This window comes from Streptomyces griseorubiginosus (assembly GCF_001514195.1).
GTDB lineage: Bacteria > Actinomycetota > Actinomycetes > Streptomycetales > Streptomycetaceae > Streptomyces > Streptomyces griseorubiginosus.
On the sequence record NZ_KQ948738.1, the window covers coordinates 127,737 to 146,842 of the forward strand.

A 19,106-nucleotide genomic window follows, 5' to 3' on the forward strand; every position below is an offset into this window, starting at 1 on the left:
ATCCGGCGACGTCGGTGAACGTCGCCGGGATACTGGGCGTCCATGGATGAGGTCGAGGTCGTCGTCGCCCATGCCGAGCGGGCGACTCTGCGCGTCGGGGACGTGTTCCTGAAGGTGGACGCCGATCGGGCGCGCCTCGACGCCGAGGTCGAGGCGATGTCCCTCGCGCCGGTCCCGACCCCCGAAGTCCTGTGGTGCAGGCCGCCCGTCCTCGCGCTCGCCGCCCTCCCGGGAACGACACTCGGGCGCCTGGGCGGGCCGTCGACCGGATCGCCGGCGGCCTGGGCCGCGGCGGGCGCCGCCATCCGCCGACTGCACGACGCGCCGCTGCCGCCACGGCCGGGACAGGCCGGCCGGGACGTCGTGGCGTTGGCGGCGGAACTCGACGAGGAGTGCGAGGTGCTCGTGGCGAACGGTGTCCTGCCCGCCGACCTGGTCGCCCGCAACCGCCGGGTCGCCGAGGCCGCGCTCCGGCCGTGGACTCCGGCGTTCACCCACGGCGACCTCCAGATCGCGCACGTCTTCGTCGACGGCGACGAGGTCACGGGCATCATCGACTGGTCCGAGGCGGGCCGGGGCGACGCCCTCCACGACCTCGCCACCTTCACGCTCGGCCACGAGGAGCACCTCGACGACGTCCTCGCCGGCTACGGCACGGACGTCGACCTCGACGTGATCCGCGCGTGGTGGTCGTTGCGCAGTCTGCTGATCGTCCGCTGGCTCGGCGAACACGGCTTCGACCCGTTCGCGCCGGGGTGTGAGGTCGATGTGCTGAGATCCCGGATGTGAGACCGAGTTCTTGTGGCCGCCGGACCGTTCACCCCTGCGGCTCGCAGATCGCCTGGGGCGGGCGGAAGCTGCGGTCCGTACCCGAGTCGGTGTTCGTCTGGACGCGGATCGTCTCCAACTGGTCGAGAAGCGAGTCGAGCTGACGTTCCGTCGGGTCACGGAAGAACTCCAGGACGGCCCGGTGGAAGGCGTCGCGGAGTTCGGGCGCCATCACGTCGGAGGCGTCGAAGCACAGGGTGTGGGCGCGGGAGGTGAGCAGGGAGTGGATCTCGCGCTCGACCGGGGTCGCGGACTTCGGCAGTGCCAGCCCGGCGGTGTCCGGGAAGAGCGGCCGCACCTCGGGTTCCGCCTCGCCGCGCCAGAGTTCGCGCCCGGCCCGGCTCGACAGCCGCGCCACGAGTTCCTGGGCGTCCGGGTCGTCGCTGAAGACGGCCGCCATGTCACCGGCGACCTCGAAGGTGTCCCGGTAGGCGGACGGACCGCCCAGATAACGGGCCGACGGCTCCACCTCGACGTCGTCGCCGGCGTAGACGTACCGGATGAAGGCGCTCTGGTGTTCGTGCGTGCAGTCGAAGCCGGGCGAGTCGAGCAGCCCGCGCGGCTGTCCGTCGGCCGTGGACGTGCCCTCGAACGACGTGGTCAGGGACTGCTCGACCGCCTCCGGGGTGCGCTTGCCGAGCAGGCGTGCCCAGCTGGTCCAGGCCCCTTTGACGGCCGGGTCACGCCAGTCGAGGCGGCCCGTGGCCCACTGGGTGTAGAGCGCGGGTCCGGCCCGGTGGAGCACGAGGTCCTCGATCCAGTCGGTGCCCGGCCAGCCGGAGGTGGCCTGCGAGGCGAGGCCGACACACCACGTGGGCCGGTCGCCCGGCGCGCCCCGCTTGCTCCACACCAGGCTCTTGAGGTCGATCTTCAGCGGCACCCAGAAAGTGCGCTGCCTGTTGTCCACGATCAGGGTCGGCGACCAGGGCGCGAAGGCCCGCTCGGCACTCTCGTCGACGAGAGGCCTCAGCTTGTCGCGGCGGGCGTACTCGGTGAGTTCGCCGATGCTGTTGAGGACCGCCACGTCCGGCGGATCGTCGGCCTCCAGCTGTGAGACGAGCGTCTCGCGGAGCGAGCGGGTTCCTTCGTAGGTGTACGTCCGTCCCGTCCCGTCGTCCAGTTCGTCCAGGGCGGCTTCGAAGGCCTTGCCCTCCTCGCCGGTCCAGGGGCCGAGGACGACGAGCGGGTCGCGGGTGTCCGTGCCGCAGCCGGGGACCAGGGCGAGCAGGCAGGCCGCGAGGAGGGTGCGCAGCAGGCGGCTCATGCGAGGGCTCCCGGTCGGGTGACGACGAGGTACTCACGGCGGTAGGTGTGCAGGGCGCCGGCGATGACGGCCGCGGCGACCAGGCCCGTGGGGAACACGAACGGGGCGGTTCCGTCCAGGGCGGCGAACCGTCCGTCCGCTAGGGTCTCGTCGATCCGGACCCGGAGCGTCTCGACGGCCCGCGGGTCCGGTCCGGCGAAGGGGCGTTCCTCGGCGATCATCTCGACCGGCGGCGAGGTCCGTTCGGCCAAAGCGTCCGCGAGGGCGACGGTCTCGTGCTGGGCGTGCAGGGCGAGCAGGGCGTCAACAGCCAGGAAGGGCACGGCGAGCAGGGGCAGGGCGGCGGCCGCGAGGGGGATGCTCAGCCGGATCCGGAAGCGGCGGCGCAGGAAGGCCACCGTGCGCCACAGCCCTGCGGCCAGGAGGACGAGGGCGAGCGCGGCGACGACCACCGCGGTGATGCCGCCGGCGCCCCAGGCGGCCCGGTCGGCGAGGCGTGCGCGCAGTCGCCCCTCCAGGCCGGTCACCCGGTCCACGATCGAGGTCGCTGCGGAGCCGGTCGCGGCCGGGCATGCGGGGTAGGGGTTCGTACGGGTGGCGTCGGTGGCCCGGGAGCAGAGCATGCTGCGCGCGTAGGAGAGTTCGGCGTCACGCAGCACCGGGTCGCCCGCATGACCCTGGGCCCGGCCGATCCGGCTGGTGTAGTCGACCACCAGCGCGGACACGACCCGCAGTTCCTGTTCCTCGGCGACAGTGAGGGCCCCGCTGCGGGTGACCTGGTTCAGGCTCTGCGTGGCACGGGCGATCCGGGTCCGGTACCGGTCGCTGAGCCCGCTGAGCTCGGCCGCGCGCCCCTCGTCGAGGTTGCGCTCGGCCTCGCCCTGCGCGATGAGCAGCGAGGCCCGGGCGTCGGCGAGGTCGACCAGGGCGGGCGCGGCGCGATCGCGCAGGTAGGCGGAGTCGTCGCGCGCGCCCGCGTAGGCCCAGCCGAGCGCCCCGAAGGCCACCACGGCGAGCAACGGCAGGGCGACGAGCCGGTCCCGCAGATATCCGCGGTTGCGCCGGTCGGCGCTCGACGGCCAGGCGTAGCGGCGGACCCGACGGCCGAGTTCGGCGGTCACGGCGGCTCCGGCCCGCGTGAGGCGACGTGCGGTGTGCGTGAGGCCGCGTGGGGGGCCGCCGGAAGTCAGCGGGCGCATCTCCTGCCGAGCCATGGGGTGTCCCTGCGAAGTCGGGAGGCGAACGGACGGATCAGGTGTGCACGGTCCAGAAGAATCCGAGCCACGGGCGTCCTCGACGGCGTTGAAACGGGCCGTCCGGCGAGCGAGTTGGCCCGTCACGGCGGTTCCGGCCCGCGGGAGGGGGCGGGCGTTCCGCGCGAGGACGCGTGGGCGGTCGTCCGGAGCCAGTCTGCGAATCTCCTGCCGAGCCATGGGCTGTCCCGGCGATGCCGGAAAGCGAGCGGACGTGTCTCGTAGGCACGGTCCAGGAGGCTCTCGGCCACGGCGGCGTCCTCGGCGGCGGTGGAACGGGCGGCCTGGTGGGCGAGGGTGACGTAGCGGCGGGAGAGGTCCTCGCGCAGGGCGTGCTCGTCGGGCGGGAGACCGAGCCGGGGGTCGGCACCCGCGGACAGGGCCGCGAGACCCGCCGCGTCGAGGGCACCGCGGGCGAGGGCCCCCTGTACGGCCTCCCAGACCTCGACGGTCATCCGGACCCTGGCCTCCTCGTCGGTGAGGCCGTGGGCGTGGAAGAGCAGGGCGAGCCGGTCCAGCACCTCACGCAGCCGCCGCGGCACGTCATCGTCGCGCTCGGCGCGGCGCACGTACTCGATGCCGATCCGCACGGCCGCGGTCCGCGCGGGGGTCCGGTGCCGCGAGTGCTGCGGTACGGCGTCCAGTTCGCGTACGGCCTCCTCGTGGGCCCTTTCGCCGTCCCGTGCGAGGCGGGCACGCGCGGCGCCGAAGGCGGCGCTGCCGAGGGAGGGGTTGCGCAGCCGTACGGCCTCGTAGAAGGTCAGGGCCGCGTGCCCGTGGCCGAGGCGTTCCGCGCAGTGGCCGAGGGCGAGCTTGGGCGCGTACTCACCGGGGATCGCCGCGTACACCCGGTCGAAGTGGCCCCAGGCCGCGGTGACTTGGCCCCGGGCCAGAGCGAGGAGACCCCGGTGCCAGTCCAGCCGCCAGTCGTAGGGGGCACGCCCGGGGCCGATCCGTGTCTCGGCCGCGCGCAACTCCCGTGCCGCGGCGTCGGGTCCGTCCGCCGGGTTGCGCAACCGCAGTCGGCAGCGCAGGAGATGGACCTCGGTGGAGTCCGGCCAGTCGCCGATGTGCTGGAGCAGGGCCTCAGGAGCGGCGTCGGCCAGCCGGCTCAGCTCGGCGTGGTGCTCGTCGTGCGGGTCGGGGCGCGGGACGGGCAGGCGTTGGGCGACCTCGGCGGGCGGCGGTGGGGCGAACGGGGTCGGGGCGCCGGGTGCGGCCCAGTGGGCGAGCGGCGGGGCGGAGCCGAGGGCGCCGTCGAGGGCGTAGGGCGACTGGAGGAAGAGCGGGGAGGGCTCGAAGGTCTCGGTGCCGGTCCGCAGGGATCTCAACTCCCGGAAGACACCGCGTAATTGCTCGTCCATCTCCCGCGCGTCGGCGAACCGCCCGGCCGGCACACGCAGGGTCGCGCGACGCAGCACCCGAGCGAGGGAAACCAGACCGAGCCCATGGGGGACGGGGGCGGTGGCATCGGCTACGGACCAGGCGTCCTTGGAGACCGGCGAGGGCTTGCGGGGAGCGGGGGCGCCTACTGTGCCGGGCACGCCGTCTATGCCGGGCAGGCGTTCTGCGCCGGGCACGCGTTCTGTGCCGGGCACGCGTTCTGTGCCGGGCACGCGTTCTGTGCCGGGCACGCGTTCTGTGCCGGGCACGCGTTCTGTGCCGGGTGCCCCTTCGGGACCCGGCGCCCCGTTGCGATGCGAGGCCCTTTCCCGAGTCGGCGCGCCTTCTCGACCCGGCGTGCCTTCGCCACCGGGCGCTCTTTCGACACCCGGCGCCCCCTTGCGACCAGGTACCCCTTCGCGATGCAAGGCGCCCTCTCGACCCGGCATGCCCTCTCGACCCGGCGCGCCTTCGCACCCCGGTGCCTCCTCGGTTCCGAGGCCCTCCCCGGCACCGCCCCCCTCGCCGATGCCCGGTGTCTCCAAGGCACCCGGCACTTCCCCGACTCCGGCCCCCGGCCCCGGCCTTGGCCCCGACGGCGGCTTCGATGCCGCCACCGGAGTCGAGGCCGAGCCCGAATCCAGCCCCGCCCTCTGCCCCCGTCCCTGCGCGGCTCCCGGCCCTGCCCCCGACCCGACGCCCCGCTCCCCCACCCCCCGCAACTCCTCCAGCGTCCGAAGATCCCCCAACCGCGCCAGGTCCTCCGCCGACCGGCCCAGCCCGCACAGTCGCCGCAGTGTCTCCCCCAGGCTGAACAGGTCGTCCTGGCCGGTGGATTCGCCGTTCGGCCCGACCGTCGGTGCTCTGAAGCCGTCCGTCGTCATCCCCGGCGCCCCGGCCGGACGTACGCTCCCCACGTCGATGATCTTCGTGGTGGTGCCGTCGTGCATGACGTTGTCGGGTTTGAGGTCGCCGTAGACCTTGCCGGGCCGGTCGGCGTGCAGATACGCGAGGGCGGACAGGATCCGCACCCCGTACGCGAGCACGAACTCGTGGAAGCGCCGGTCGCCGAACTCCCCCGGGTTCAGCCTGGCCCGCGCCCGCACCTCCTCCAACGTGAGCCCGTCCACGTACTGGAGGACCAGGAAGTCGCCGAGTTCGGGATGGTGGCCGTAGTTGAAGACGCGGATGATGTCGTCGTGGCCGAGGTCGACCAGGGCGCGCCGCTCCCGGGCCAGCGCGCCGGCCGCGGCGCCCGCCCGCTCGGGGCGCAGCATCTTGATGGCGACCTCGCGGTCGTCGACCTTGGTGTCGAGGGCGAGATAGACCTCGCCCATGCCGCCGTAGCCGAGGGGCCGGATGAGCCGGTACTGACCGGCGAGCAACCGCCCCGGCGGCAGGGGCAGTTCCCGGGCGTCGGCGAACGGGGCCCAGCCGCGGCCCAGCAGGGTGATCGAGGGCAGCACGGTCGGATCGGGGTTCTCCGCGGGCAGTTCGACCTGCGCGGTCCTCAGGTGCATCGGCTGTCCGGTGACGACGAGCGGACCGAACGACCCCCCGGATTCCGGAACCTCACCGAATGCACTCCCGCCCCGAGCCCCCTTCATCCTCCTCAGAATAGGGCCACGTGCCGGGATTGACCCCTTGCGTTCCTCCAGCGAACCGTGGGGCTGCCGATTCGGGACACGGCAAGGCCGAGAGGGGCGTCCCGCGCGGATCGGTGCCCCTCTAGAGTGAGGAGTTCCTGTCAGAGGGGTCCGGACCGCAGCCGTCCAGGCCGGCAGCGGTGAAGGAGACATGGTGACCCTGCGCGAGCACGATCCGGAGTCCGTCGGCGGCTACCGGATCGAGTCGCGGATCGGGACCGGCGGCATGGGTGTCGTCTACCTCGGCAGATCGGCGTCGGGACGGGCCGTGGCCGTCAAGGTCGTGCACACCCGCTACGCCGACAACCCCGAGTTCCGGGCCAGGTTCCGGCAGGAGATCGCCGCCGCCCGGCGGGTCAGCGGCGCGTTCACGGCACCGGTCGTGGACGCCGACCCGGAGGCGGCACGGCCGTGGATGGCCACCGCGTTCGTCCCGGGCCGTACCCTCGCCGAACGCGTCGGCGAGACGGGGCCGCTGGACCGGCCCGCACTGCGCCGCCTGGGCACCGAACTCGCCGAGGCGCTGCGGGAGATCCACCGTGCGGAGGTCGTGCACCGGGACCTCAAGCCGAGCAACGTGCTGCTGCTGGAGAGCGAGGGCGACGACGGGGCGGTGCGGGTCATCGACTTCGGCATCTCCCGCGCGGCCGACAGCGATGTCCGCACGCAGACCGGCATGGTGATGGGCTCACCGCCCTTCATGGCTCCGGAGCAGTTCAGCAGGCCGCACGAGGTCGGTCCCGCCGTGGACGTGTTCTCGCTGGGCGCGGTCCTCGTGTACGCGGCCACCGGGCACAGCCCCTTCGAGGCGGAGAACGCCTACCTGGCCGCGTACAACACCGTGCACGGCGAGCCGAGGCTGGGTGAACTGCCCGCGGAGCTGCGCCCGTTGGTCGCCCGGTGTCTCGCGAAGGAGCCCGGGGACCGGCCCACCGCGAGCGAGGTGCTGGAGGCGCTGGCGGCGCTGCCGGAGGAGTTGTCCGACGGCGCGCCGGACGAGGAGCGGTCCCGGGCGCCGGAGACCGCGCCGACGGAGGCGGTGGTGTCGCCGCTCGGGGGCACCGAGGCGCTCCGGACGGAACGCCGTGGACCTCGGGGCCGGCGCGGGCGGAGGCTGTGGGCCGCCGTGGCCGCCGTGCTGCTTCTCGGCGGGACCGGGGCGGCCGCGGTCGCCATGATGGAGGACGACCCGGCGAGCACCGTCGGGGAAGCCGTGCCGGCCGCCCCGAGGTCGCCGTCGGCGGGGAAGGTCCCGGCGGGCTGGCGGCCCTGGCACAACACGCTGGGGTCGGACGGGAAGGACGAGCCGAGGGGCCTCGGTCCCTCGTGCACTCCGGACGCGCTCGGCGTCTTCTGCGCCTCCGAAGAGGTCGCGCTGATGCGGCTGGACCCGGCGACGGGAAAGACCGACTGGACCAGGCCCATGAGCCGCAAGCAGGTCAGCAGCTTCTCGCTGCGGCAGCCCGTCGTCCGGGACGGCGTGGTGTTCGTCTACAGCGCGGACCGCTCGCAGGGGGTCGACGCGTACGACGCGAGAACCGGCAGGCTCCTGTGGCAACTCAAGGGCCCCCTGGGCGACTTCGACTACCTGGGCAAGGCACTGCTGGTCCGTCTCGACACGCTCGACGCCTCCGCCGCCTCCCCCGGGACCGCCGCGCGCTACGCGGCGTACGAGCCGCGCACGGGCAAGGAGTTGTGGCGGCGCGAGCTGAGCACCACCTCGTCGAGCCCCTTCCACGAGGGCCCCGAGGGCACGCTCTACGCGGATCTGCGCGGCGGGTCCGGTGGCATCGCCCGCATCGACGCGCGGAGCGGCCGGACGCTGAGCAGTGTGGCAGCCCCGAAGGGCGGTCTCTGGCTGGCCACGATCCACGACAGCACGGCCTACTACGCCCGCTGGGAGGGCGACTCGGGCGTCTCCGCCGAGTTCTTCGTGCAGGACCTCCACTCCGGCAAGAGCCGCCGGATCGACTTCCCCTGGAGCGTCCAGCCGGAGGCGCCGCCGCTCGTCGTGGGCGACACGCTGTACATCTTCGACTACGGCAACGAGACGCTGCTCGCCCTCGACGTCAAGCGCGGCAAGCCGCTGTGGTCCAGCTCCCGCGACCTGCGCGTCTTCAGCGAACCGTCCTACCACGACGGCCGGTTGTACGTGACGATGCCGGACACCAGTGTCCTGGCGCTGGACCCAAGGACGGGCAAGGAGATCGGCCGTACGTCCCCGTCCTTCGACACGACGGGCCGTTCCTTCGAGGAGCTCTCGCCGAGCTCGGTACCGCCGCTGCTGGTGGGCGACGTGCTGTACGGGGTCACCGGGCCGGGTGTCTTCTCGGTGCCCGACGTCACCTGAACGGGCGTTGGGGGCCCGGCACCTGGGCCGGACCCCCACCGAGTCGGCCGGTTCAGTAGGTGTGCAGGGTCAGGCCGTAGCGGTTGAGGATCTCGTTGACGGGCTGGAACCAGGTCTCGCCGCCGCTGGAGCAGTTGCCCCAGCCGCCGGAGGTGACGCCCTGGGCCTGGTCGCCGCTGATGAACGAGCCGCCGGAGTCACCGGGTTCGGCGCAGACGCTGGTCTTGGTCATCTGGTGCACCGCGCCCTGGCTGTAGTTGACGGTCTCGTTCATGGCGAGGACCGTGCCGCAGTGCCAGTGGGTCGTCGAGCCCGAGCGGCAGATGGAGGAGCCGACGGGCGCCACGTTGGAGCCGCGTACGAGCTGGTCGGAGACGGTGCCCCAGCCGAGCACCACCGGGACGGTCCACCAGCCGCTGCCCACGTTGACCCAGGCGTAGTCGTTGTCCGGGAAGGAGGAGCCCTGGAAAGTGCCGACGTAGCTGCGGTCCCAGCCGTAGACGCTGCCGGTGTGCTGGTCGCAGTGCCCGGCGGTGACGAAGCCGCCGTAGACCGAGAAGCCGATGGAGCAGCGGACGTTGCCGGTGTAGTAGGGGTCGCCGCCGACGGTTCCGGCGGCGAAGGTGGTGGGCGCGGAGGCCACTTCGCGGACGGTGATGGGTCCTGCCGCACGGGCGCGGGCGAGGAAGGCCCGGACATCGTTGTCACCCTGTCGGCCTCGGACAACGTTCACCACGACCTTGCCGGCCTTCGCGTCGACGTGCCAACTGCTGACGGCGTCGGGCGCGGTGATCCTGTCGATCCTGGCCTGAGTGGCGGCGAGTGCGCGGGCGCTGTGCGCGACCGTGCGCACACCGGCACCGGTGGCGCGGATCTTCTGGAGGGTGCCGGTGGAGGTGCCGGGGGTGACGGCGACGGTGAGGGTGCCCCGGTCGGCGTCGAACCAGGAGCCGCCGTACGAGGCGCCGGCGGCCTTGCGCGCCACCGGTTCCAGGGCGGCGGCCTTCTTCTCGGCGGCGAGTCTGGCCTCGGCCTGCTGGCGCGTGAGGCCGAAGTCCCGCTGCATCGCGGTGAGCAGCCCGGCCGAGGCGGGCGCCTTCTCCTCGGCGGTGGCGGGGGTGGTCGCGGCGGTGGCGCCGGCGCCGAGCAGGAGCAGCACGGCGAGGCCCGCGCGCAGGATGCGGTTGCGTCTCATGGAGATTGCCCTTCGTTGTGGCAACGGGACGGCAGAGTTCTCTGAGAGCGCTCTCAGTGGTGTGGCGGGGCAGAGCCTAACCGCGCCAGCCTCTCAGGTCCATACCAATTTCCGGCCGCGAAAATTTCGCGCACCTGCCACCCCTTTGTCGGGCGGAGACGGCGGGCGATAGTGGGGTGACCCTTTTCCCCGCACGTGAAGGAACGCGATGACGCGGAAGAAAGCCCTGGTGGTACGAGGTGGTTGGGAGGGGCACCAGCCGGTTGCGGCCACGGAGCTCTTCCTGCCCTTCCTCCGCGACCACGCCTACGACGTCCTGATCGAGGAGTCGACCGACGTGTACGCCGACGCCGACGCGATGGCCGAGACCGACCTCGTCGTACAGTGCGTGACGATGTCGGAGATCAAGCCCGAGCAGCTGTCCGGGCTGAGCGCGGCGGTGGTGGCGGGGACCGGATTCACCGGCTGGCACGGTGGGATCGCCGACTCCTTCCGGGCCTCCTCCGACTACCTCCACCTGGTCGGCGGGCAGTTCGCGACCCACCCCGGCAAGGAGCCGTGCGAGCGCGCGGGCGACGAGTCCGACAACTTCCTCCCGTACACGATCAACGTCACCGACCTCGGCCGTGAGCATCCGATCACCGCGGGGATAGAGGACTTCGAACTGCACACCGAGCAGTACTGGGTGCTGCACGACGACCTGGTCGACGTCCTCGCCACCACCACCCATCCCGCCCGGCCGTGGCAGCCGTGGCACCGGCCGGTCACCTCCCCCGCGGTCTGGACCCGGCAGTGGGGCGCGGGACGAGTCGTGGTGACGACCCCGGGACACAGCCTCGACGTGCTGGAGAACCCGAACGTCCGTACCGTCATCGAGAGGGGCATGCTGTGGGCGACGCGCACCGCATCGGCGTCGTAGGTCTCGGCGTCATCTCCCGTGCCTACCTGGACACCCTCGTCGGCCGCGACGCGGTGCGGGTCACCGCGGTCGCCGACCTCGACGCCTCCCGGTCGGCCGCCGTGGCCGCCGAACTGCCCGGCGTGCGGGCGCTGTCCGTGGCGGAACTGCTCAACAGCCCTGACGTGGACACGGTGTTGAACCTCACCGTGCCCGCGGCCCACGCCGAGATCGCCCTCGGCGCCATCGGGCACGGCAAGAACGTCTACGGCGAGAAGCCGCTGGCCGCCGAACTCGCCGACGCCCAGGCCGTCTTGGAGGCCGCGGCGAAGGCGTCCGTACGGGTGGGATGCGCGCCGGACACCGTCCTGGGCACCGGAGTCCAGACGGCACGGGCGGCGGTGGAGGCCGGTGCGATCGGCCGCCCCCTGTTCGCCTCGGCCGTCATGATCACCCCGGGTCACGAACGCTGGCACCCCCAGCCCGACTTCTACTACGCCCCCGGCGGTGGCCCGCTGCTGGACATGGGGCCGTACTACCTGACCTCGCTGGTGCATCTGCTGGGCCCGGTGCGGGCCGTGATCGGGGCGTCGAGCCGGCTGCGCTCCGAGCGGGTCATCGGCTCAGGTCCCCGCGCGGGCGAGCGGATCCCGGTCGAGGTGGACAGCCATGTCTCCGGTGTCCTGGAACACGAGGGCGGGGCCCTGACGACGCTCACGACGAGCTTCGACGGCGTGGGCACCACGGCCGCGCCGATCGAGGTGCACGGCGAGACCGGCACCCTCACGGTCCCGGATCCGAACCACTTCGACGGCGAGGTACGGCTCCTGGAGCTCGGCGGGTCCGAGCGGCGCACGCTCCCGCCCTCGGCCGGGTACGTCGGTGGCGCTCGGGGGGTCGGGCTGCTCGACTTCGTCGCCGCCGACGGCGGGCGCCCGGCGCGGGCGAGCGGTGAACTCGCCCTGCACGTCCTGGAGACGATGACGGCACTGCTGCGCTCCTCGGCCGAAGGACGCCGGATCGAGCTGTCGACGTCGGTGCAGCGGCCCGCCCCGGTGCCGCTGACACCGGTGGAGGAGTGGCGGTGATCAGTCCACCGGCCAGGTGTGCGCGGGCGCGTTGAGGTGCATGTAGTCCATGTAGGTCATCGTCATCCGGCGGAGCGCCTCCTGCCGGTCGCAGCCCGCCTTCTCCAGTCGGTGGACCGTCTCCGCCTGCCACAGGGCGCCGTTGCGGCCCGTGACACACCGCTGCTCGATGACGCCGAGCAGGGGCTCGCGCCACTCGGCGTCCATGCCGGCCAGTTCCAGACCCTGGTGGGCGAGGGGCAGCAGGCGCCGCAACACCAGTTCCGTGACCGGCACTTCGCCCACCCCGGGCCAGTACAGGCGGGCGTCGATGCCGTCACGGGCCGCGGTGTGCAGGTTCTCCTCGGCGACCGAGAAGGACATCCGCGTCCACACCGGCCGGTCCTCGTCGACGAGGGCGCGGGTCAGGCCGTAGTAGAAGGCGCCGTTGGCGATGGTGTCGGCGACCGTGGGTCCGGCGGGCAGGACCCGGTTCTCGATGCGCAGATGGGGGCCGCTGTCGGTGACGGCGTAGATCGGGCGGTTCCAGCGGTAGATCGTGCCGTTGTGCAGGGTGAGTTCGCCGAGCTCCGGGACGCCGCCGTCGTCGAGGGCCTGCTGCGGGTCCTCCTCGTCGCAGATCGGCAGGAGGGCCGGGAAGTAGCGCACGTTCTCCTCGAACAGGTCGAAGACGCTGGTGATCCAGCGCTCCCCGAACCACACCCGGGGCCGTACGCCCTGCGCCTTGATCTCCTGGGGACGGGTGTCGGTGGCCTGCTCGAAGAGGGGGATACGGGTCTCGCGCCACAGCTCCTTGCCGAACAGGAAGGGTGAGTTGGCCGCGAGGGCGGTCTGGACCCCGGCGACCGCCTGGGCCGCGTTCCAGTAGTCCGCGAACTCCTTGGGGGCGACCTGGAGATGGAACTGGGTGCTGGTGCAGGCGGCCTCGGGGGTGATGGCGTCGGCGTACATGGCGAGGCGTTCCACGCCGTCCACCCTGATCCGCAGGTCCTCGCCGCGGGCCGCGAAGATCTGCTCGTTGAGCAGCCGGTAGCGGGGGTCGCCGGACAGGGCGGTCTCGTCCACGTCCGACTCGCCCAGCGTCGGCAGGATGCCCACCATGATCAGGTGTGCGCCGATCGCCGAGGCGCGTTCCTCGGCGTGGTTGAGCGCGTCCCTGATCTCCTGCTCCCAGGAGCCGGGGCCGCCGGACAGGAGCCGGCGGGGCGGGATGTTGATCTCCAGGTTGAAGCGGCCCAGCTCGGTCGACCAGGCGGGGTCGGCGATCGCCCGGAGCACCTCGGTGTTGCGCATCGCGGGACGGCCGTCGTCGCCCACCAGGTTGAGCTCGATCTCCAGCCCGACCTGCGGCCGCTCGCTCTCGAAACCGGACTCGCGCAGCATCTGGGCGAGGACGTCCAGGCAGGTGTGCATCTTGTCCCGGTACCGTCGGCGGTCCTCCCGCGTGAACACCAGAGCCGGCACATCACGTCCCATAGGGCCCTCCCGAGTCCCCCCGGCGGTTGCCTCTGCGGTCCCAGAGTCCCACCTCGGACGCTCCTCGCCCAGTCAGCGCGGGCCACCGGGGCGGTGTGCGACGACTCGGTCACGGTACGTGCACCCCGCACCAGCGGCCGCTCCTGCTCACTTCGCACGGTGCGGTGCCTCACCGACCCGGGGTGCGCGCGGAGCAGGAGTCGGACACCTCGGACCCGGGACCGTCAGAACGCGGCCCCCGGATCGCAGCAGCCCTCCCGTCGCATGTGGCGGGACACCTCGAGCCAGTCCGTGGCGGCAGCGGCACCGTCGCGCCGGGCGGAGCCGAAGGCGTCCACGAGGTCCGTCTGCTCGAAGAGCACGCCGCCGCGCAGGACCGCCGCCGTGCGGATCAGGGCGTCGAAGTCGTCGAAGGGGTCACCGTCCACGATGGTCACGTCGGCGAGCTTGCCCTCCTCCAGCGTGCCGAGATCGGCGTCCGCCCCGAAGACACGGGCGGGCAGCAGGGTGGCGGTGCGCAGCGTCTCGGCCGGGGAGAGCCCGCCGCGGTGCAGCGCCCGCAGCGCGAGGTGCAGATGCAGCCCGACCGGCACGAGCGGCTGGTCGGTGCCGAGCGCCACGAGACCGCCGTCCGCGAGGATGCGCCGATAGACGGACAGCTCGCGGTCGAGGGTGGCCAGTTGGGCGGCGGTGGGAGGCTGCGCCGCCTGCTGCCGGACCAACGCGGTGTCCCACGGCGGCATCAGCGTGGTGACCCGGCGGTCCTCGGCCGGCGCGGGGTCGGCGCCCAGCAGCGGGAACGCCGTGAACGGGGTGGCGATCAGGTGGAAGCCGGCCCGGGTGTAGATCTCCTGGACATCCTGGTGGGACCGGCCGGTGGCGCTGGTCGCGTGCCCGAACTCCAGTCGCTGCGTCGCCTGCAGATGGGTCGTCAGATCCTGGCCCAACTGCACACCAGGCGTGCAGAGATGGCTGCCGCTGCGGACACCGAGCCGCTCATGGGCGAACTCCGCGGCCTCCTTCATCACCCAACCCGGGGCGCGGACATACGTCTTCACGAAGTCCCAGTCCAGCGCGGCCGCCCGCCGCAGTGATCGGCGCAGCCCCTCGGGGGTCCGGTGGGCACGGCCCATGCTGTACGCGACGCGGGCCCCGTCCAGCAGTTCACCGGTGGTCAGCAGCCGCGGCCCGGCGAGCACGCCCGCGGCGACCGCCTCCCGGATCCGGGCCTGCTCGTAGGCGAAGCCGCCCAGCGAGACGGCGGTCGTGACACCGTACGCGAGTTGGAGCGCGGTCTGGCGGCCGCCGTAGGTGCTCTGCCAGGGGTGGGTGTGCGCGTCCCACAGCCCCGGGAGCACGGTCCGCCCGCTCGCGTCGACCCGTCTGACGGCGGGGCGTCCGCCGCGGTGCGGTGCGACCTCGGCGACACGGCCGTCCCGGATCAGCACGTCGACGTCCTCGCGGACCTCCGGCCCGGTGCCGTCCCAGAACCGGCCGGCGTGCACGAGGGTGTCGACGGGGCGCGGACGGCGGTAGTCCAACGGCACCTTGACGGTGCGGGCCTTGCCGCCGCGGACGTCGATCAGGCGCAGGGTGCCCGCGGAGAGGTAGAGCAGGCTGCGGGCGTCGGCGGACCAACTGGGGTGATCGGCGGGCTCGTCGGTCAGCCGGTACGGCTTCCCGTCGGGGGTGCCGTCCGCGCGGACCGGCAGCAGCCACAGGGCGGACTCGGCGACCACGGCGAGGTGGCGGCCGTCCGGTGACCAGACCGGACCGGAGTCGTAGCGGTCCGAGAGGGAGGTGTGCGGGGCGAGGGCGTGCAGGACGGCGGTGCCGGTGGTGGTGTCGACGATCCGGATGAGGTTGTAGCCCTCGCGGAAGCGCTGGTTGAGCCGGTTGCGGTCGCACAGGGCGACGTACCGGCCGTCGGGTGACCAGCTGGGGCGGCCGGGCAGCCCGCCGGCGCCGAGGGGTGCGACGAGGGTCCTCTCGCTGCCGTCGGGCAGGTCGCGCACGAGGAGGTTGCCGGACATGTCGAGACAGGCGAGCCGCCTTCCGTCGGGCGAGAGGGCGGGGAAGACCCGGCCGCCGGCGGCGAGCACGGTCTCCTCGCCGGAGTCGAGGTCACGGCGCCGGACCGCGAACAGTCCGTCGCGGTCGTCGGCGTACACCAGGCCCGTGCCGTCGGGGGTCCAGGTCGGTCCGAGCACATAGCGGGTGGGCGGGACCTGGAGGATCCTGCGCGGTGGCCGCCCGCCCGACGTCCCCGCGGTCCACAGGGCGTTGAGGGCCGCGAAGGCCACGCTGCGGCCGTCGGGCGAGAGTGCGGGCAGGTGGAGCGAGCGCACCGGACGGGTGGCGGCGCCCTCGAAGTCGTACGGCTTGACCCGGTAGCGGGGTCGTCGCACGGGCATCGCCGCCGTGAACGGGATCCGCTCCCCCGCCGCGGGCGCCTCGGGGTCGAGGAGGCGGAACTGCCCGTCGACCGCGAGCAGGAGTCGTTCGCCGTCGGACCAGCGGGGCGGGGCGGGCAGGACGTCTCCGTCCACGGTGACGGGTGTGCCGTCCACGACGAGGGTGCAGGAGGCGGTGGGCGCGGGCGTGGTGCGCAGGTACGCCAGCCGGCCGCCCGGTGCGACGGCCGGGGTCATGAGCTGGGCGCCGGAGTCGTCGGTGTGCTCCACGGCGACCGGTCCGGAGCCGTCGGCGGCGACCGAGGCGATGGTGTCGGCACGCAGACCGCCCGCCGCGGTGACGGCCGCGCGCACGAACAGCACGCGCTCGCCGTCGGCGGACCAGGTGGGGTCGAAGTCCTCCCAGCCGCCCGCCGGACCCGGATCCTGCCGGCCGGTGAGCCGGGTCAGTGCGCCGGTGCGCACGTCGACGACCCAGACCCGGTAGGGGCTGCCGGTCACGGTGTCGCCGCCGCGCTCGGAGGCGAACGCGATCCGGGTGCCGTCCGGGGACCAGGCGGGCCCTCGGTCGTCCCAGGGGCCGTGGGTGAGCTGCCGCAGGTCGCTGCCGTCGGGCCGCAGCGTCCAGAGGTGGAAGCCGCCGCCGCGGTAGGCGCAGACGACGAGGCGGCTGCCGTCCGGCGAGAACTGCGGACGGGTGGGTTCCAGTCCGGGCGCGGTGAGCGCGACGGCGGTGCCACCGGTCCGCGGCAGCGACCAGAGGATGTTCTGGACCTCGGCGACGAGCCGGTCACCGGCCGGGGAGAGGGTCGCGGAACCGCCGGTGGTGGCGGTCAGGGTGAGGCTGACCGGCCGGGCGGGGGCGGCGGCCGAGGCGGGTGTGCCGGCGGCCGACACGGCGGTGGCGGTGGCCGTGACGCCGGCCGCCTGGAGGAAGGTGCGGCGGGAGAGCGGGCCGGGGCGGGAAGGGCCGGGAGTGCCGTGGACGTCCAAGGGAGTCTCCAGTGCGCGGGTGAGGTGCCGGATCTCAGGGACCTTCCCCGTGAGGACGGGCCCTGCGCTCGGACACCGGGTCCGGGAGCGGTTTTGCGCCCCCGGACACCAACCCCTCAACTCACCGGTCGTCACGCACCGGGGCCTTGCCGCGCCGCGGAACTTCCCGACGGGAGCGGTGACTTGGGCGCCGCTCCAACGGCCGTCGCGGTCGCCACGGTGCCCGCAGTGTGGTCTGCCCGGTCATGCGATCGCGGTCGCTGCCGAAGCGGACGGTCCCCTGCGCGTCTCCGGCAGACAAGGGCGGCGTGAGGTCGATGTGTCCTAGAGTCGCCGGATGCGACGAGCAACAGGACTGGCGACGGCCGCGGTTGCCGCCCTCGCGTGGGGTGAGTGGCTGAACTGGCGCTGGTCCCGGGTTCTCGTGGGAGACCGAGCGGGCACTTCGACGGCCGTGGTGGTGTTGGGGTACCGCAATCCCCGGCCGACGGCGAACTTGATCAACCGGTGGCGAGTCCGTGCCGGTCTGCGTTCCGTCACCGATACCGATGCCGATGTCGATGCCGGAGAAACCCGCGTGATCTTCAGCGGTGGCGAGAACGGCGCCGGGGGCACCGAGGCCCAACTGATGGCCGATTACGCGCGATCGGTGCTCGCGTTCGACGGCACGGTGGTCCTCGAGGACCGGTCCACGACGACGTGGGAGAACATCACGAACGTCATCCCGCTGATCGAGGACGTGGACCGCATCAAGATCGTGTCGCAGCCGGCTCACGCGCTCAAGGCCCGCGCGTACCTGCGCCGACAGCGCCCCGATCTGGCGGCGAAGCTGGTGCGCGCGGAGGACTACCGCGTGGGCGAGTGGTTGCTCGTCAAACCGCTGCTGGCTCTGTACGGGCTGTGGACCCTACGGGTACTGGAGTCCGACGAGCGGACTGTCTCGTCGTAGGCGGGGGTGGTCGGCCCGGGCCGTGGGGTGTCCACCTTGGCGGAGGGGGCGCGAGGGCCCGGTCCGCCTTGGCGCAGAGGCGCGCGAGGGCCCAGTCCGCCTGGGCGGAGAGGCGCGCGAGGGCCGCTCCGAATCAACTCCGGTCGTCGCGTGGATTCCGGCAAGGACAGCAGCCGTCGCTCGAGGCCGCGTGCCCGCCACCCCGCACCGCGAGGTCCGGCCGGTCGGACGGTCCCCCGCGCCATCCGACCGGCCATCGGTCGTACGAGCCGGGACGCTACCGGGCCTCGGCCGACGCGGTCTTGGAAGAATTTGCACTCCTGGTCAGCGCCACCGCCCCTTCGACCCGCCGCGCCGCCACCATCCGCCCGGGTGTGGTTCCGGCGATGGCCCGGAACTCGCGGTTGAGATGGGCCTGATCGTAGAAGCCACAGGCCGTGGAGATCTCGGTCAGGCTCGCCGTCCCGCGGCCGAGCAGGGTCACGGCACGGCGGAACCGCAGCACCCGGGCGGACGCCTTCGGGGTGAGCCCGATCTGCTGGGTGAACCGCCGGATCAAGTACCCCTGGCTCCAGCCCACTTCGGCGGCGATCCGGGCGATCGGGATCGCTCCGGCGCTGCCGGAGAGCAACTGCCAGGCCTGGTCGACCTCCGCAGTGGGATCGGGGCCTAGACCCAGCCGGTCGAGGAGGGCCGCGTCCAGCAGGTCGAACCTGGCGGCCCAGTCCCGGGTGGCCGCCATCCGTTCCACCAACTCCCCTGCCCCGGGGCCCAGGACGTCCCGGATCTCGACGGCCAGGTTCGTCAACTCGCTCATCGGCATGCCGAACAGCCGGTACGCGCCGAGCGGGGTGAACTCGACCCGGATCGCCTCCTGACCGCCGGGGTGCGTACAGATCGCGGGCCGGTCCTCCAGCCCCACCACCAGCGACCCGATGGACCCGCTGCCCTCGTCCCGCATGCCGAGCCTGCGCAGCTGCGTGAACGGTTCGGCGAGACTGATCAGCAAGGTCGCGCACCCGGTCGGCACCAGCCTCGCCTCGTACGGAGTGGGCACGGCCTCCCAGTAGCCGACGTAACTGCGCAAGTGCGGCCGCAGTCCGGGATGCCAGGGCCGCGTGACCCGCCACAGGCCACCGAGCCGCGCGATCTCGACCGCTCCCGTCCCAGCCGTGGTGCCGCGTGCACCGAGAACCACCAAAGAGGCTCCCCTCATCCCCGAGGGACCGCTCCGCACCACCGGCCCGCCGAACAGGCCGAGCCCTCACCGCCGTCCGGCGGGGCGGCGGATCGTCCGCCTGGCCCAGTATCCCCACCGGCACGGCCGACTCAACGGCACGGAAGTGAAGTCGGCTTGCGGACCGGCGCG

The 19,106-nt window shown here is 73.0% G+C and carries 12 protein-coding genes; 5 read left to right on the forward strand and 7 right to left on the reverse strand.

Annotation, left to right across the window (positions count from 1 at the left end; genetic code table 11):
- The first annotated feature begins 42 nt into the window (after positions 1 to 42).
- The gene (locus AQJ54_RS23350) at positions 43 to 789 is read left to right on the forward strand and encodes a phosphotransferase family protein (protein ID WP_062240673.1); all 747 of its coding nucleotides are present in this window, start codon (positions 43 to 45) and stop codon (positions 787 to 789) included.
- A gap of 28 nt (positions 790 to 817) precedes the next feature.
- Here the strand turns inward: AQJ54_RS23350 and AQJ54_RS23355 are convergent, their stop codons facing one another.
- The 3 genes from AQJ54_RS23355 to AQJ54_RS23365 form a co-directional block, all read right to left on the reverse strand.
- Positions 818 to 2,092 carry a hypothetical protein gene (locus tag AQJ54_RS23355; RefSeq protein WP_062240675.1) on the reverse strand — a complete coding sequence of 425 codons (1,275 nt, stop codon included), beginning with the start codon at positions 2,090 to 2,092 and terminating at the stop codon, positions 818 to 820.
- A complete protein-coding gene (locus AQJ54_RS23360) occupies positions 2,089 to 3,213 on the reverse strand; it encodes a hypothetical protein (RefSeq protein ID WP_062241297.1) in 1,125 nt (374 codons plus the stop codon). The genes AQJ54_RS23355 and AQJ54_RS23360 overlap by 4 nt, the downstream gene beginning before the upstream one ends.
- Positions 3,214 to 3,428: 215 nt before the next feature.
- Entirely contained in the window at positions 3,429 to 6,248 is a 2,820-nt protein-coding gene (locus AQJ54_RS23365) for a tetratricopeptide repeat protein (RefSeq protein WP_062240678.1), read from the reverse strand.
- 277 nt (positions 6,249 to 6,525) lie between these two features.
- On the opposite strand from AQJ54_RS23365, the gene AQJ54_RS23370 reads away from it, so the two are divergent.
- Complete coding sequence (locus AQJ54_RS23370; protein WP_248845421.1) at positions 6,526 to 8,724, forward strand: protein kinase domain-containing protein; 2,199 nt, start codon at positions 6,526 to 6,528, stop codon at positions 8,722 to 8,724.
- A gap of 52 nt (positions 8,725 to 8,776) precedes the next feature.
- Here the strand turns inward: AQJ54_RS23370 and AQJ54_RS23375 are convergent, their stop codons facing one another.
- A complete protein-coding gene (locus AQJ54_RS23375) occupies positions 8,777 to 9,919 on the reverse strand; it encodes a S1 family peptidase (RefSeq protein WP_062240680.1) in 1,143 nt (380 codons plus the stop codon).
- A gap of 208 nt (positions 9,920 to 10,127) precedes the next feature.
- Here AQJ54_RS23375 and AQJ54_RS23380 point away from each other — a divergent pair, with 208 nt between their 5' ends.
- Positions 10,128 to 10,838 carry a ThuA domain-containing protein gene (locus AQJ54_RS23380; protein ID WP_062240682.1) on the forward strand — a complete coding sequence of 237 codons (711 nt, stop codon included), beginning with the start codon at positions 10,128 to 10,130 and terminating at the stop codon, positions 10,836 to 10,838.
- A complete protein-coding gene (locus AQJ54_RS23385; RefSeq protein WP_062240684.1) occupies positions 10,808 to 11,905 on the forward strand; it encodes a Gfo/Idh/MocA family protein in 1,098 nt (365 codons plus the stop codon). Before AQJ54_RS23380 ends, AQJ54_RS23385 begins: the two co-directional genes overlap by 31 nt.
- On the opposite strand, the gene AQJ54_RS23390 is transcribed toward AQJ54_RS23385, so the two are convergent.
- Positions 11,906 to 13,381, reverse strand: a complete 1,476-nt coding sequence (locus AQJ54_RS23390) for a glutamate-cysteine ligase family protein (protein WP_062240686.1) — start codon at positions 13,379 to 13,381, stop codon at positions 11,906 to 11,908.
- Between the two features lie 224 nt (positions 13,382 to 13,605).
- Positions 13,606 to 16,788 (reverse strand): amidohydrolase family protein, encoded by a 3,183-nt coding sequence (locus AQJ54_RS23395; RefSeq protein WP_062240688.1) that lies wholly within the window; start codon positions 16,786 to 16,788, stop codon positions 13,606 to 13,608.
- 337 nt (positions 16,789 to 17,125) lie between these two features.
- On the opposite strand from AQJ54_RS23395, the gene AQJ54_RS23400 reads away from it, so the two are divergent.
- Entirely contained in the window at positions 17,126 to 17,737 is a 612-nt protein-coding gene (locus AQJ54_RS23400) for a YdcF family protein (RefSeq protein ID WP_062240690.1), read from the forward strand.
- Between the two features lie 277 nt (positions 17,738 to 18,014).
- On the opposite strand, the gene AQJ54_RS23405 is transcribed toward AQJ54_RS23400, so the two are convergent.
- Positions 18,015 to 18,935 carry a helix-turn-helix domain-containing protein gene (locus AQJ54_RS23405; protein ID WP_248845422.1) on the reverse strand — a complete coding sequence of 307 codons (921 nt, stop codon included), beginning with the start codon at positions 18,933 to 18,935 and terminating at the stop codon, positions 18,015 to 18,017.
- Positions 18,936 to 19,106 lie beyond the last annotated feature (171 nt).